A 14,774-nucleotide genomic window follows, 5' to 3' on the forward strand; every position below is an offset into this window, starting at 1 on the left:
TCGCCCGCCGCCTCTCACACCGTCAGGACCGAGCAGGCGCTGATCCCGGGGGCCCCGTACACATGGGTGAAGCCCACCCGGGGAGCCCCCGGCACCTGCACACCGGGCGCCCGGCCCTGCAACTGCCGTACGACTTCGTGGAACTGCCGCAGACCCGAGGCGCCGACGGGCTCTCCGCCGGCCAGGCAGCCGCCGTCGGTGTTGACCGGTATCCGGCCCGTCGGATCGGTCTCCCCGGCGGACAGCAGCTCCTCCTGCTCGCCGTGACCGCACAGCCCGGTCTCCGCCAGGTGGATCAGCTCCGAGCCGCTGTCGGTGTCCTGCAACTGGGCGACCTGTACGTCCGCGGGCGCCACGCCTGCCGCGCGGAAGACCGCCTCCGCCGCATCGACGCTGGGGCTGTGGTGGGGTCCCGGCGGCAGCCAGGGCGAGAACACCTCGAACGAACCGAACCGCCGGGTCCGAAAGGCCGACGACGCCAGTTTCACCGGCCGTTCGCACAGGTCGAAGGCGCGGTCGCCGCGCGCCAGAACCAGCGCCGCCGCCCCCTGTCCGGGGGAACAGAACATGTACTGGGTGAGCGGCGGACTGACCTCGGCCGAGTCCAGGATCTCCTGCTCCGTCAGCGGCTTGCGCCGCCAGGCCAGTGGGTGGTGCGAGCCGTTGCGGAAGGCCCGCGCGGCGACCATCGCCAGCGCCCGCTCCGAGATCCCGTGCTCGTACAGGTACCGCTGGGTCTTGAGGGCGAAGAACTGGGTGGTGAGCATCATGCCGGTTTCGGCGTACCAGTCGCCCAGACCGTAGCGCGCCGCGGAGACGTGGAACGCGCCCCGCTCGTGCTTGTCGAACCCGACCGCCAGTCCGAGCGAGGCCTCGCCCGCGCGCAGCGCGTTGGCCACCGCGAGCACGGTGGAGGCGCCGGTCGCGCAGCCGTTCTGCACATTGACGAAGGGCACGCCGGTCAGACCCAGGCGGCCCACCAGCGTGTCGGGCTTGCCGGACACGTCGGAGCCGCCGGCCGCGTAGCCGATGTCCTCCCAGGCGACACCGGCGTCGGCCAGCGCCTCGCGTATCGCACGCTCGGCCATGTCCATGCCGGTGACGCTCTCGTCGCGGCCGAAGGGATGCATCCCGCACCCGACCACGTACACCTCGTCGGACCGGCTCATCGCTCCCCGTCCAGGTCCGGACGGAACGCGAAGGTCACGACCTCGGTTCCGTCCTCGTCCCGGTACGCGGGCAGCGTGGTGAGCCGGACCGGCAGACCGATCCGTATCTCCGCGCGGGGAACCGCCAGCAGCGCCTCGACCAGCACCTCACCGAGGTCCACATAGCCCACGTGGTAGGGCCGGTGGCCGCCGGACGGCGGGCGGTACGGCGGCTTCGGCGCAAAGGCCTGGAGCGTCCACGACCACACGCGCCCGCTCACCGGCAGCACATGCGCGGACATGGCCCCGTGCGAACACTTGGGGCACGAGTCCTGCCGGGGGAAGACCACGGTGGTGCACGCGGGGCAGCGCGCGCCCGCGAGACGCGGTGGATTCCCTCCGTCGAACAACACCTCGTCGATGAGTCTGGTGGTCATGCCGTTCCGCCTTCCACGTCACCAGCCCAGCAGCCCGGCCAGCCGTTCCCGATGGTGTGCGGCGCCGCCCAGCAGGACGGCGTCGGACTGGGCGCGCCGGAAGTACAGGTGTGCGTCGTGCTCCCAGGTGAAGCCCATGCCGCCGTGGAGCTGGACGCACTCGGCGGCGACGGACACGAACGCCTCGCCGCACCACGCCTGTGCCACCGCTGCCGCCTCGGCCAGCGCCTCGGGCGAGCCGGCCGCCCGCACCGCGCGCACCACGGCCGACCGTGCGGCCTCGACCTGGAGCAGCATGTCGGCACAGGTGTGCTTGACCGCCTGGAAGCCGCCGATCGCCCTGCCGAACTGGGTGCGGTCGCGCACATGGGCCACCGTCATGTCCAACGCGGCCTGCGCTCCTCCCAGTTGCTCGGCGGCCAGAGCCACCAGCGCCACGTCCAGGGCGCGGGAGACGACGTCCGCCCCCTCGCCTCCGGCGGTCAGCGCCCGGGCCCGGGCACCGGAGAAGGCGACCACCGCCTGGCCCCGGCTCAGGTCCAGGGTCGGCACCCGGCGCACCGCGACCCCCGGCTCGCGCGGGTCTACGAGGTAGAGGTCCACGCCGTCGGCGCCCGCCGCGGCCACCACCAGCGTTTCGGCGTCGGCGCCGTCGAGGACGAACGGCGCGGTGCCGTCGAGCAGCGGCACGCTGCCCTGCCAGGAGACGGCCACCGGCACGGCGTCGGACCGCCATGCTCCGTCGGGGGCCGCCACCGCCAGGGCGTGCACCGTGCCCTCGGCCAATTCGGCCAGTGCCCTGTCGGCGGTACCGCAGCCGGCCAGCACCTGGCCGGCCAGCACGGTGGAGGACAGCAGCGGTACCGGCGCCAGCGTCCTGCCCAACTCCTCGCAGGCCACGGCGATCTCGGCGAGCCCGCCGATGCCGCCGGCGGACTCGGGCAGCCCGAGGGCCGCGAGGCCGACCTGCCGACCGAGGGTGTCCCACAACTCGGCTTCGACGCCGGGGGAGTGCTCGGACATGCGGCGTACCGCTGCGGTCCCGCCGACGTCCGCGCACACCGACCGAACGGTCTCGCGCAGGTCGTCCAGTTCGGTGTCCGACAGGGCGGCGCCGTCCGTCACAGTGCTCGTCATCGTGTGCTCTCGCTCTCGTCGCGCCGCTCCCGCAGGGCACTGTGCGCGGCTGCCATCCGGGCCACCGGCACACGGTGCGCGGAACACGAGACATAGTCGAGGCCCAGGTCGTCGCAGAACGCGATCGACTCCGCGTCACCGCCGTGCTCACCGCACACGCCCAGCTTGATGCCGGGCCGTACGCTCCGCGCCCGCTGTGCCGCCAGGTCGATCAGGGTGCCCACCCCGTGCGGGTCGAGCCGGGCGAACGGGCTGGCGGTCAGGAACCCGCGCTCCTGGTAGTTGGCGAGCACCTGGCGCTCGACGTCGTCCCGCGAGAATCCGTAGGTGAGCTGAGTGAGGTCGTTGGTGCCGAAGGAGAAGAACTCGGCGTGCTCGGCGAGTTCGCCGGCCAGCAGCGCGGCCCGCGGGGTCTCGATCATCGTGCCGAGCCGGTACGGGACCTCCACTCCGGTGCGGGCGGCGACCGCGTCGGCGGCACCGCGCACGTACGCGGCCGCGGCGGCCAGTTCCTCCGGCAGGCTGACGAGCGGGATCATCACCTCCAGCTCCGGGCGGACTCCGGTGGCGGCGACATCGGCCCAGGCGGTGAACAGCGCCTCGGCCTGCGCCGGGTAGAGGCGCTCGTGCAGCAGCGCCAGCCGCACTCCACGCAGCCCGAGCATCGGGTTCGCCTCGCGCAGCGCGGCGGCCCGCTGCTCCTCGGCGGCGTCCAGGGCCTCTCCGGGGGCGGGCAGGAACTCGTGCAGCGGGGCGTCCAGCAGGCGCACGGTCACCGGGCGGTTTCCGACCGCCGCCAGGAGAGCCCTGAAGTCCTCGTGCTGGGCGTGCTCCAGCGCCAGCAGCGCCTCGTCGCGGGCCGTCGGGTCGGCGGCCAGGATCACCCGGCGGATCAGCGGCAGCCGCTCGCCGAGGAACTGGTGTTCTGTACGGCACAGCCCGACACCCTCCGCGCCCAGGGCAACGGCGGTACTCACCTCCGCGGCCGTGTCGGCGTTGACCCGCACACCCAGCCGGCGCATGCCGTCCGCCCACTCCAGCAGGGTGGACAGTTCGGGCGGTGGTCCGGCGACACTGACGCTCAGCGTCCCCGCGTAGACGGCGCCGGTGCGGCCGTCCAGAGAGACGGGGTCGCCCTCGCGCAGCACCCGGTCCCCGATCCGCACCGTCCCGGCGGACCGGTCCACGCGCAGCCCCTCGGCGCCGCACACCGCGGGCTTGCCGGCACCCCGCGCCACCACGGCGGCGTGCGAGGCGATGCCGCCGCTGCCGGTCAGCACGGCGACGGAGGCCAGCATCCCGGGGACATCCGCCGGGTTCGTGTCGGCAGCCACGAGCACGACCCGAGTACCGTCCGCGGCCAGTTCGAGGGCACGCTCGCTGGACAGCGCGACCGCTCCGGTCGCCGCCCCCGGGGATGCGGGCAGCCCCCTCACCAGGAGCTCCTCCCCGCCGGTCAGCCGGAGCTGGGGGTGCAGCAGTTCCTGCACCTGCGCGGGGGTGATGCGCCGTACGGCCTCCTCGCGGCCGAGCGCCCCGTCCCGGGCCAGCTCCGCTGCCAGACACACCGACGCCCGAAGCGGCGGGCGCAGTTGCGCCGAGGCGGCGAGCAGGGAGATCTCGTCGTCGCGTACCTCGAAGTCGACGGATACCGGCGCGTGCAGATGGCGTTCCAGGGTGAGCAGGGAGTGCTCCAGCAGGGCGGTTCCCCCCGCGAGCCGCTCCAGGGGTTCAGCGGTGTGGGGCGGCGGGGCGCTGCGACGCACCCCACGGAAGAAGGAGCCGTGCGGGGAGAGGCGGCCGGTCTCGGGGTGGCGGCTGACCGCCGTGCCGTGACCCGAGTGGTCCGCAGGGCCGATGCGCAGTGCCTGCACGTGCAGGGCGACGGCGAGATCGGCGGGCAGGCGCTGGGCCCGGCGGGACCTTCTCGCGCGCGGCGAGTCCCATCGGCCGAGAAGGGCGCGGGCGGCCAGTGCGAGCTGCTCTGCCGGGTCGTCGGGGAAGGGCCCGGAACCGTGCTGCGCCACCAGCGCCAGCAGTGCTTCGACCTGTGCCCGCGGCTCGGGTGTGTCGAGGAGGGCGTCGTCGAGCACGTCACCCGGGACGTCGAGGGCGTACTCGGCGATCATCCGCACGGTGGCGGCCCACACCTCGTGCAGTGCCTCCGCGCGACCGATGACGGCGCACAGGTCGTCCGCATTGCCGGGCGTCACGCCGAGACATGCAAGGTCGGGTGGCAGCCCGGCGATCTCGGTCGGCGCGCTCGCCGACAGGCGCAGCAGCAGCGGCCGGGTCGGGTCACCGATCCGCCGTCCCGAGAGCTGTTCGACCAGATCGACGGCGGATCTCGCGGTGTCGTGTTCGCACAGGGACGCGGAGGCGTCGGCGGGCACGGTGAGGCCCGGCACGACCGGCAGCCCGAGGGCCACCAGCCGGTCCATCGCCGCGCCGTGCGCGCCCAGTTCAGCGGCGTCGAGGCCCCGGATCCGACCCTGCCCGTAGGGCACCAGGCTCCGGCTGGGGGCCTCGGAGGGTGTGCGAGAGGCCTCGGACTGTGCGAGTGGGCCCGCCTCGCGGTCGGTGACGCTCAACCTCGGCTCCTTGTGACCAGCTCTTCTTCGCGGGCCTCGTCCTGGGCCCGGCTGATGCCGAGCACCAGCAGCAGTTCCTGGTGCAGCCGCATCCACACGGTGTGGTACGAGTCGCACAGCGGCGAGGCGAGCCACTCGAGCGCGCCTTCGTCGAAGCGGTCGAGGGCCTCCTCCAGGGCTGTCAGGTACCGCCCGCTGCCCGCGAGCACCCGCTCCAGCCTGCGCAGCACGGGCTGGATGGCCTCGTGCACGTCTTCCAGCGACTCGCGCACCTCGGCGTCGTAGCCGCTGTCGGAGTGGTCGTTGGCGGTGCCGTCGGGGCGGCACTGCCAGGCCGTGCACACGTCGCGGATCTTCCGGTTGACCGGCAGGAAGGCCTCGTACGCCGCGGTGATCCGCTCCTCCTGCTCGGATCCCGCGGCAACCCGCAGGATCCGCGAGGCGGCGGCCTTGGCACGCTCGGTCGGCAGCACCACCGGCCCCTTCACCATCGCCAGCCCCGCGTCGACCAGGAGGCGGTGCTCGGACTCGGGCCGGCCGCGCCACATGCCACGCAGAACGAGGTCGACGACGGCTTCGGTGAGGCTCTCGTCGGGAGCGTCCGGAAGGTCCACGGCAGCAGATTGCATCCCCACACCTTTTCCCCGGTTCAGTGGTGACCGGTCCCTCGGTTCTGTGTTGCCCGGAGGTTACGCTCCGGGCGTGGTGTTAGTGAAGAGGGATTCAAGAAACACTTTCGGGTTCCCTGGCCCCGGTCCCACTGTCACCCGCCTTCGAGCGGCCCCGGGCGGCGAGGAACGACACCATGCGGTCCTGTGCCTCCCCGCCGTCCGCCAGGGAGGCGATCAGCCGCGCCTCTTCGGCGAGGTGACGGCGCAGCTCTTCGCCGGCGTCGGCGCGCAGCAGACCCTTCGCGGCGCGCAGCGCGCCACCGGCCCCGGCGGCCAGAGCGGCGGCGGTCCGGTGCGCCGCGTCGTCCAGTTCCACCTCGTCCACGGACCGGGAGGCCAGGCCCAACCGCTCGGCGTCGTCGCCGGTCAGGACCCGGTTGGTGAGGATCAGGTCCGCCGCCAGGCGGGGACCCGCCAGGCGCGGCAGGAACCACGAGGCCCCGCAGTCCGGCGTGAGGCCGATCGCCGTGTACGCCAGCCGGAAGCGCGCGGTCCGCGCCGCCAGGACGATGTCACCCACCAGGGCGAGGCCGATCCCGCCGCCCGCGGCCGCGCCGCGCACGGCGGTCACGAGGGGCACCGGCAGGTCGTGCAGAGCCTGTATCGCGGCGTGCGCGGCGGTCGCCACGGCGTGCACATAGGCGCCGGTCTCCGTGCCGCGACCCGCGAAGGCGCGCAGGTCACCGCCCACGCAGAAGCTGCCGCCCGCTGCCCGCAGCAGCACCGCCCCACCCGGGTCCGCCGCCACCGCGGCGGTCGTGTCCCGCAGTGCCTCCGCGGTCCTGAGGTCCAGGGCGTTGCCCCGCCCGGGATCGTCCAGTCTCACCTCGACGACACCGTCGGGGTGGCGCACGATCCGGACCGGCTCGGCGCTCGCGGGGAGGCTCATGGCTTTCTCCTGTCGTCTTCCCGTCACCGGGTTCCTCCCGGCAAGATACTGAAGACGCTGTACAGTTTCTAGGACGCGACGGGCGCCGATGCCCGTACGCCTGTCGGCGGGAGGTCCCGTGCCCATCCAGTTCGATGTAGATCCGCCTGTCGCCCAACTCGCCGCGTCCACCGCCGAGTTCGTACGCGAGGTGGTGATCCCGGCCGAGCGCGAGTGCGGCGGGTCCGTGCACGACGCTCCCGAGGCCCTGCGGGAAGCCCTGCAGAAAGGTGCGCGTGAGGCGGGTGTGTTCGCTCCCCATGTGCCGACGCGGTGGGGCGGGCACGGGCTCGACCTGCGCGGACAGGCCGTGGTGTTCGAAGCGGCGGGCTACTCGCTGCTCGGACCACTGGCGCTGAACTGCGCGGCCCCGGACGAGGGCAACATGCACCTGCTGGAGAAGGTGGCCACCGAAGAGCAGAAGCAGAAGTACCTGCGGCCGCTCGCCGCAGGCGAGACACGGTCTTGCTTCGCCATGACCGAACCGGCGCCCGGGGCGGGTGCCGATCCCCGCTCCTTGCGGACCACCGCGACCCGGGTTCCCGGTGGCTGGCGCATCGACGGCCGCAAGTGGTTCATCACCGGGGCCGACGGGGCCGGCTTCGCCATCGTCATGGCCCGCACCTCCGGCAGTCCCGGCGACCCGGGCGGCGCCACCATGTTCCTGGTCGACGCCGACGCCCCCGGCATGCGCATCGTCCGGACCATCGAGACGCTGGACGAGTCGCTCTTCGCGGGGCACAGCGAGATCGTCTTCGAGGGGTGCGTGGTGGGGGAGGAGCAGGTGCTCGGCGCGGTGGACCGCGGTTTCGACGGCGCCCAGGTCCGGCTCGGTCCCGCCCGGCTGACCCACTGCATGCGCTGGCTGGGAGCCGCGCGCCGCGCCCAGGACGTCGCACTGGAGCGGGCGGGCAGCCGGACGGCGTTCGGCTCGGTGCTGGGCGACCTCGGCATGGTCCAGCAGATGCTGGCCGACTCCGAGATCGACATCGAGGCGAGCCGCGCGCTGATCCTGCGTACCGCCTGGGAGCTGGACACCGGCTCCGCCGCCGCCTCGCAACTGACCTCCGTGTCCAAGACCTTCGTGGCGGAGGCGGTGAACCGGGTGGTGGACCGGGCGGTGCAGATCTGCGGAGCGCTCGGCATCTCGGCAGCCGACGCCCCGCTGGCCCGACTGTTCAGGGAGGTGCGGCCGTTCCGGATCTACGACGGCCCTTCGGAGACGCACCGATTCGCCATTGCGCGCCGCGCGGTGCGGCCCTACCGACAGCCGCGAACCGGTGCCGTCGACGGCTCATGACGGCGTCGCCGTGGGAGGCGTTTCGGGCCCGCGTCGCCCGGGATCCGCGGGTCAGGCGATGGCCCGCCGCGCAGCCCGGACGTATACCGCGTCGTTCTGTGCGCCGGACGGGCCGTCGACTGCTCGCGACTGCGTCGACTGTGAAGCCGTGAGTCGGCGCGGTTCGGTGCTGGTGCTGGTCCGGTGCTGACCTTCAGGCTGCCCGGGAGGCAATCCGCAGGTCCTGGCTCCGATCGGATGAGTCGTCGTACCACTCGATGGTGGTGCCGGTGAGGCTGGCGGCGACGATGCGCTTGAGGCTGGCGGGGGCCGACCGGGAGTCCTGCGCGCAGGACCTCGTCGATGCGGCGCGCGCGTCGTTTTCCACCGACCAGCCGCACCTCGCGATCGCAGAGCTGACCTCCTGGAAGGAGACGGCCACCGCCGTCGCGGCCGGGCTCAGCAGCGGCAGCGCCGGTCTGGAGTGGCTCGACGACGATGAGACCGTGGAGCGTCCGTAGCCGTGGCGGCCGCCAGGAAGGGCGAGCTGGTTCCTCGCCCTCCGAAGAAGATCGAGTACGAGATCCGCTTCGCCACAGCCGACGCGTAGAAGGGATGGCGCGACCTCGTCGCAACGATCCGCAATCCCATGACGGAGACCTGGGACTTCCTCACGCGGACGCCACTGTCCACGACGCCGACGAACTATCGGCTCAAGGGTGAGCTCGGCGTCATCGAGCGTGGCGGTGCGACCCATGAGCGGTGGCAGCACAAACCGACTGCGAAGGGCACCGCGCGCATCTGGTTCTACGTCCACGAGCGCACGGTCTTCCTGGAGCAGGTGCACACGAGCCACCCGAACGAGACGAAGTAGGCGGGCTTCGCAGCGTCGCACCACATCGTCGGTGAGCGCGCATCCGATGGGGATGATCGCCGTGTGGCTGCCGCGACCGGGGACTTTGGCTTCACTCGAGGGCGGCGCGGCCTTGGGAAAGGGCGACTCGATCTCCCCGATCACTCCGCGAGGGGAAGTCTCTGCCCGAAGCCGAGGGCGATCACCAGCATCGCCGGTGCCATCCCGGTCCAGTGGTCCGTCTCGGTCGCGTTCAGGGAGGACCAGACCAGCGGGCTCGCGCTGCGGCACTGGGTGAGCGCGAACGCGGGAGGAGCGTGACCGCACCCTGTGCCGCCGGTGCCGGGTGTCGCTCCCACGGCCCCCAGCCGTCCGGTATGGCGCTCCGCGTCCGCGACGTGCACTGGCCTGAGAGCCTGCCCGGCGCAGGATGGCGACGATCCGGTCGACTTGCGCCTGTAACAGAGGGGCGCGCCGTCGGCCTTGGCGGCTCCCGCCTTCCGGAGGTCCTCGAGTACGACCGGAGAGGCCGGGTGGCGCGGCCGTCGTGTTCGCGAGGCGCTCTGATGGTCGGCGTGCTCTGCGCTGATGCTCGGCTCCCCTCGCGTCGCCGGTTCAGCGCCCGGTCGACGGCCTGGCCGATGTCGTCGGTGGTGGTCTGGGCACGCTGTGGGTAGTCCTCGTACTTCGCCTGCCGTCAGACCAGCTCGATGTCGTTCAGCTCCGGGCTGTAGGGCGGCAGGTAGAACAACTCCACGCCGATCTTCGCGAGTTGCCGACGGCGGCCCTTGAACTCCTTGGCCACGTGCGCGGAGGCGTTGTCGAGGACGACGGTGCACGGGCGCCTGCGGCACCAGACCGGGATGGCGTCGACACCGACGCCGTCGACGGCCAGGTCCAGCACGCCCGCGCCGCCGCCCAGGCCCGCCAGGCGGACGCAGACGAACTCCAGCGGCACATGCCCGTCATTCACGACGACCGCATCCACCACGTCCCCGCAGACCTGCTCCAACGCCATTTCCCGACCGTCCCTTCGTGCATGGCGCGATCGTCCATCGGGCCGCGTCCGAGCCGGTCTCCTATCCGAGGTGGGGCGGTTCACGCGGTACGGACGCACTGTGACGGGTCGAGGGGTCTGTACCTGTGACGGCTGCCGCGCATTGGGTGCGTTTCATGCGGTTCCGGCCACACTTCAGGGGGCATTCTCAGCCTGGGCATCACGTGGAACACGGCACCTCACGCAAGCGGAGGAGACGCGTGGACCGGCCGCGATCGACGGCGGTACGGAGCGCGAGCATCGACACCATCGGAATTCGCAAGGGCGGCGTGCACGATGAGCGTGACCGGAATCAGCAACAACATCACCGGCGGAGTGTTCTTCTCCACCGTCGTCCAAGGCCGCCACATCACCCTCGAGTTACCGCCGCAGATATCGCCCGCGCTGCACGGACTGCCGTCCGCGTCCCCCGTGTTCGTCGGCCGCGACGCCCATCTCGGCGTCCTGATGGGCCGGTTGGACCCGGCCGTCGGAACACCGGGCGGTATCGCGGGCGGTGCGGTCGTGATCGTCACCGCGGTCGGCGGCCTGGCCGGCGTCGGCAAGACCGAACTGGCGCTCCAGTCGGCACGCGCCGCACGGGCCAGGGGCTGGTTCCCGGGCGGCGTGCTGTTCGTCGACATGTTCGGCTACGACGACGCCCGCCGCGTCGAGCCCGCACAGGCGCTGGAGGGATTCCTGAGGGCGCTCGGTGTGCCCGGTGAGCACATCCCGCACGGCGTGCAGGACCGGCAGCGGCTGTACACCTCGATCCTAGCCTCGTACGCGCGGGAGGGCCGCCGCATCCTCGTGGTGATCGACAACGCGGCCACCCACGACCAGGCCAGGGCGCTGCTGCCCACGGACGGCGCGACGGGCGCGATCGTGACGTCCCGTCACACCCTCGGTATGCTGGACGCCCGTCTGCTCGACCTGGATATTCTTCCCATGAATGACGGCGTCAGGCTCCTCGACAGCACCCTGCGTCTGGCGCGTCCGCACGACACCCGTGTCACGGACTCGCCCGAAGACGCCCTCCGTATCGCCGACTTGTGCGCGGGACTGCCGCTGGCGCTGCGCATCATCGGCGCCGTGCTGATCAGCAGACCGGAGCAGCCGCTCGTGCGGATGGCGGACGAACTCCGCGACGAAAAGGCGCGGTTGGACGCGATGCGGTACGACGACAGCGCCGTCGCCGCCGCGTTCGAGCTGTCGTACCGCCAACTCTCCTACGAACACGCTCGGTTGTTCCGGCTGCTGTCGCTGAACCCGGGACCGGACGCGTCCACGGACGCAGTCGCCGTGCTCGCCGGTACGAGCGGCTCCGCGGCCCGTATGGACCTCCAGGCCCTGGCCCGCGCTCACTTGGTGGAAGCCGGTACACCGTATGGGCGGTGGCGCATGCACGACCTGGTCCGTTCCTTCAGTGACAGGCTCGCGGCCGAGGACGAGGAGCGGCACCCGGTGCTGACGAACCTCTTCGGCTGGTACACGCACTCCGTGAACGTGGCCGACGAGGTCATGCGGCCCGGACGGATCCGACCCGATCTCGGAGACCCGCCCGGACCGGCGCCCGCCGCGTTCTCCGACCGGAACAAGGCCCTGTCCTGGTGCGAGGCCGAACAGTCCAACCTCGTGGCGGTCGTGCACAACGGCGTGTCCGAGGGGCTGGGCCACCTCGTGTGGACGATCCCGCTCAGCATGTGGGGCTTCCTGACCCAGACGCTGTCCTGGGATCAGTGGATCGAGGCGCACCACGTCGCCGCCGACGCCGCCGCGCAGTGCGGCGCACACTCGGGCCAGGGCTGGCTGCTGAACAACCTCGGCACCGGCTACCGCGCCCTCGGCCGCCCGGAGCTGTCCCGTGCCGCGTTCGCCGCCGGCCTGGACGTCCGCCGCGGCTTGGGCGACCTGCACGGACAGGCGGACTCGCTCAAGGACATGGCCATGACCGCCCGGGTCGGGGAGGACTGGGAGGAGGCACTCCGGCTGTCTTACGAGGCGCTTGACGTCATGGCCCGCCTCACGGTGCCCGACCGCTCCGGCAACGCCTCGGCCCTCGACACCATCGCCGTCTCTCTGGCCCAACTCGACCGGCTCGGCGAGGCCGCCGAAGCGGCCGCCGGCGCCCTGGCGATCTGGGAGGACCTCGACGGCAGGCGCGACGACCGGGCCTGGGCCCGGTGCAAGCTCGTGCACGCGGGCATCGCGCGGCAGCGGGCGGAGTACGGGCAGTCGATCGGACACTGCCTGGAGGCACGCGAGGTCTTCAAGCGCATCAACGACACCCGCGACGAGGCCGAAGTCCTGTGCACCCTCGGCGAGTTGTACGTCGCGACGGACGACCCCACGTCCGCGCGCGTCCACTGGCAGCGGGCGGTCGAGCTGTTCGAGCGACTGGGCGACACCACCGCCGTCGAGGCGCTGACCCGCGACCTCGCGAGCCTCCCCGGACCCGCCGCCGACGGGGAACCCGACGGTGCGCCGGACGCCGAGGACTGACAGAGACCACCGCCCGCCCCGCGTCTCGACCATGTGGATGTGCCCATGAAGATCCTGGTCACCGGTGCGGCCGGCTACGTCGGCCGGGCAGTGGTCAACGACCTCCTCACCCACGGCGAACAGGTCGTGGCGCTCGTGCACGAGCAGATGCCTGACTTCCCGGACGGCGTCGACACACTGCGCGCCGACCTCTTAGACGGCAGGGCCCTGGCTGCCGCAGTACGCGACACGGACGGCATCTGCCACCTCGCGGGACTGGCCAGGGCCCGGCTCGGCAACCGCCCGCCCGCGCACTACCACGCCGTGAACGTGACGGGGACAGCCCATGTCCTCGACTCGATGGCCGCCGAGACCGAACGCACAGGACGGCCCGGCAGCCTCGTGTTCGCCTCGACGAGCACGGTCTACGGCCATCCCGCCCGCCAACCGGTCGACGAGGCGTCCGCACGTGACCTCATCAACCCCTACGCAACGTCGAAGGCCGCGGCCGAAGACCTCATCGGCCAACAGACCGACACCGGCGCCCTCGGCGCCACCACTCTGCGGATCTTCAACGCGGCCGGAGCATCGGCCGGCCGCGCTGACCAGGACCAGTCGCGGATCATCCCCCGCGCCGTGGCCGCGGCGACCCGGCCCACGTCCCCGCTGGAGATCAACGGCGACGGCACTGCCGTACGGGACTTCGTTCACGTCAGGGATGTGGCGGCGGCCTTCACACGGGCGCTGCGCGCCAACTCGCCGGGCAGACAGGCCGTTTACAACCTCGGCGCGCACCCGGCGAGCGTACGGGAGGTAGTCGAGTCGGTCGTACGGCTGACCGGGCGTCCGCTGCCGCTCCAGCACCGGCCCGCCGTCGAGCAGGAAGCCCGGGTGCTGATCGCCGACACCACGGCGATCAGTACGGAACTGGACTGGACCCCGACGACGGAAGGCCTGGACGACCTGGTCCGGGACCAGTGGCGGGCCGTGCTCCGAGCCGAAGCCACCCGATGACCGGCGACGAGCCGGTCGACAACCAGCCTGTGGAAAGCGCCATTTCGGGCGGCCTGTTCCTGTCCCGGGTGGTACAGGGGCGCGACCTCACCATTCGGCTGTCGTACGAACTCCCGCCTGCCCTCGCCGCGTTGCGCGCGCCGACCCCGGCCTTCGCCGGCCGCAAGGGCGAACTGGCCGACCTGACCGCTCTCCTAACACGCGACACACGGCAGGGCAACCCCGTGGTGATCGTCGGCGGCCCGATCGGCGGCGGCAAGACCGAACTGGTCCTGACGGCCACTCACCAGGCCTTGGCACAGGGTATGTTCCCCGGCGGTGTGCTGTTCGCCGACGTGCCACGGGTGCACGGCTCCGCCCTGCTCGGCGGCTTCCTGCGGGCGATGGGGCTGCCCGCCGAGCGCGTCCCACCCGCCCGGGCGGCACGGTCCGCCCTCTACGCCCTGATCCTCACCGAACTCGCCCGCGTCGGACGGCCGTTGCTCATCGTCCTCGACGGTATAACGCATCCCGACCAGCTGGCCGGACTGTTGCCCGCCAGAGCACCGGCGACCACGATCGTCACAACACCGGTGCATCTCGGCGGGCTTGGCACCCACCGCATGGTCCTGCCCTCACTGGCCACGGCCGACGCGATACAACTCCTCCACGGTGTCGTGACGATGGCCCACCCCGACGACACCAGGATCCTCGACCGCCCCGAGGACGCCGCACGCGTCGCCGACCTCTGCGACGGCCTGCCGCTCGCCCTGCGTATCGCGGCGGTACTGCTCGCCGAGAACGCTCACCGCCCGCTCGCGGCACTGGCCGACGACCTCGCGGACCCGCGCACACGCCTCGACGAACTCACCCACCCCGACCGGGACTTGCGCACCCGACTCGAAGCCTGCCACGCCCGCCTGGACCCGGCGCAGGCCCGACTGCTGAGACTGCTCGCCCTCAGCGACGAACCTGAGACGACCACACGGACACTCGCCGCGCTCTGCGCGGACCCCGAGGACACGGTCCGCGACCGGCTCACGTCGCTCCTGCATCTGGTCGAAACCGGTACGGTGCCGGAGAGTTGGCGTATGGGCCAGTTGGTTCGCCTCTATGTACGAGCCAGACCCGACACTTCCTGACCGGAGGGAACCGGGACACCCCGCCAAGCGTTCCCCACTGACACGGGAGCGGTGACGCTCCGTCAAGGAGGCTGCCAG

Annotated in this window: 14 protein-coding genes; 6 read left to right on the forward strand and 8 right to left on the reverse strand. The window is 72.1% G+C overall.

What is annotated here, in order from left to right; genetic code table 11:
• Positions 1-14 precede the first annotated feature (14 nt).
• The 6 genes from ACZ5SK_RS28375 to ACZ5SK_RS28400 all read right to left on the reverse strand — a co-directional run bounded on the left by ACZ5SK_RS28375 (position 15) and on the right by ACZ5SK_RS28400 (position 6,873).
• The gene (locus ACZ5SK_RS28375; RefSeq protein WP_334576367.1) at positions 15-1,169 is read right to left on the reverse strand and encodes a thiolase family protein; all 1,155 of its coding nucleotides are present in this window, start codon (positions 1,167-1,169) and stop codon (positions 15-17) included.
• Complete coding sequence (locus ACZ5SK_RS28380) at positions 1,166-1,585, reverse strand: Zn-ribbon domain-containing OB-fold protein (RefSeq protein ID WP_457493699.1); 420 nt, start codon at positions 1,583-1,585, stop codon at positions 1,166-1,168. The genes ACZ5SK_RS28375 and ACZ5SK_RS28380 overlap by 4 nt, the downstream gene beginning before the upstream one ends.
• An 18-nt stretch (positions 1,586-1,603) precedes the next feature.
• Complete coding sequence (locus ACZ5SK_RS28385) at positions 1,604-2,722, reverse strand: acyl-CoA dehydrogenase family protein (RefSeq protein WP_334576364.1); 1,119 nt, start codon at positions 2,720-2,722, stop codon at positions 1,604-1,606.
• Complete coding sequence (locus ACZ5SK_RS28390) at positions 2,719-5,313, reverse strand: putative PEP-binding protein (protein WP_457493700.1); 2,595 nt, start codon at positions 5,311-5,313, stop codon at positions 2,719-2,721. Before ACZ5SK_RS28390 ends, ACZ5SK_RS28385 begins: the two co-directional genes overlap by 4 nt.
• Complete coding sequence (locus ACZ5SK_RS28395) at positions 5,310-5,942, reverse strand: hypothetical protein (protein ID WP_334576361.1); 633 nt, start codon at positions 5,940-5,942, stop codon at positions 5,310-5,312. The genes ACZ5SK_RS28390 and ACZ5SK_RS28395 overlap by 4 nt, the downstream gene beginning before the upstream one ends.
• A 94-nt stretch (positions 5,943-6,036) precedes the next feature.
• The gene (locus ACZ5SK_RS28400) at positions 6,037-6,873 is read right to left on the reverse strand and encodes an enoyl-CoA hydratase/isomerase family protein (RefSeq protein ID WP_334576360.1); all 837 of its coding nucleotides are present in this window, start codon (positions 6,871-6,873) and stop codon (positions 6,037-6,039) included.
• A 118-nt stretch (positions 6,874-6,991) separates the two neighbouring features.
• On the opposite strand from ACZ5SK_RS28400, the gene ACZ5SK_RS28405 reads away from it, so the two are divergent.
• The 3 genes from ACZ5SK_RS28405 (at position 6,992) to ACZ5SK_RS28415 (ending at position 9,065) form a co-directional block, all read left to right on the forward strand.
• Complete coding sequence (locus ACZ5SK_RS28405) at positions 6,992-8,212, forward strand: acyl-CoA dehydrogenase family protein (protein ID WP_334576359.1); 1,221 nt, start codon at positions 6,992-6,994, stop codon at positions 8,210-8,212.
• A 287-nt stretch (positions 8,213-8,499) separates the two neighbouring features.
• On the forward strand, positions 8,500-8,712 hold the full coding sequence (locus ACZ5SK_RS28410; RefSeq protein WP_334576358.1) for a hypothetical protein: 213 nt from the start codon (positions 8,500-8,502) through the stop codon (positions 8,710-8,712).
• Positions 8,713-8,840: 128 nt separating this feature from the next.
• A complete protein-coding gene (locus tag ACZ5SK_RS28415; RefSeq protein WP_334576356.1) occupies positions 8,841-9,065 on the forward strand; it encodes a hypothetical protein in 225 nt (74 codons plus the stop codon).
• Between the two features lie 140 nt (positions 9,066-9,205).
• Here ACZ5SK_RS28415 and ACZ5SK_RS28420 read toward each other — a convergent pair whose 3' ends face one another.
• Together ACZ5SK_RS28420 and ACZ5SK_RS28425 are read right to left on the reverse strand one after the other, a co-directional pair.
• Positions 9,206-9,403 (reverse strand): hypothetical protein, encoded by a 198-nt coding sequence (locus ACZ5SK_RS28420; RefSeq protein ID WP_334576355.1) that lies wholly within the window; start codon positions 9,401-9,403, stop codon positions 9,206-9,208.
• Positions 9,404-9,741: 338 nt separating this feature from the next.
• Entirely contained in the window at positions 9,742-10,062 is a 321-nt protein-coding gene (locus ACZ5SK_RS28425; protein WP_334576354.1) for a transposase, read from the reverse strand.
• 315 nt (positions 10,063-10,377) lie between these two features.
• On the opposite strand from ACZ5SK_RS28425, the gene ACZ5SK_RS28430 reads away from it, so the two are divergent.
• The 3 genes from ACZ5SK_RS28430 to ACZ5SK_RS28440 are packed head-to-tail and all read left to right on the forward strand — an operon-like array spanning position 10,378 to position 14,696.
• Positions 10,378-12,582, forward strand: a complete 2,205-nt coding sequence (locus ACZ5SK_RS28430) for an ATP-binding protein (protein ID WP_334576352.1) — start codon at positions 10,378-10,380, stop codon at positions 12,580-12,582.
• A gap of 45 nt (positions 12,583-12,627) precedes the next feature.
• Entirely contained in the window at positions 12,628-13,575 is a 948-nt protein-coding gene (locus tag ACZ5SK_RS28435) for an NAD-dependent epimerase/dehydratase family protein (RefSeq protein ID WP_334581136.1), read from the forward strand.
• On the forward strand, positions 13,572-14,696 hold the full coding sequence (locus ACZ5SK_RS28440; RefSeq protein WP_334576351.1) for an AAA family ATPase: 1,125 nt from the start codon (positions 13,572-13,574) through the stop codon (positions 14,694-14,696). Before ACZ5SK_RS28435 ends, ACZ5SK_RS28440 begins: the two co-directional genes overlap by 4 nt.
• Positions 14,697-14,774: the final 78 nt, after the last annotated feature.

The sequence above is a fragment of the Streptomyces sp. NPDC031474 genome (assembly GCF_055581185.1).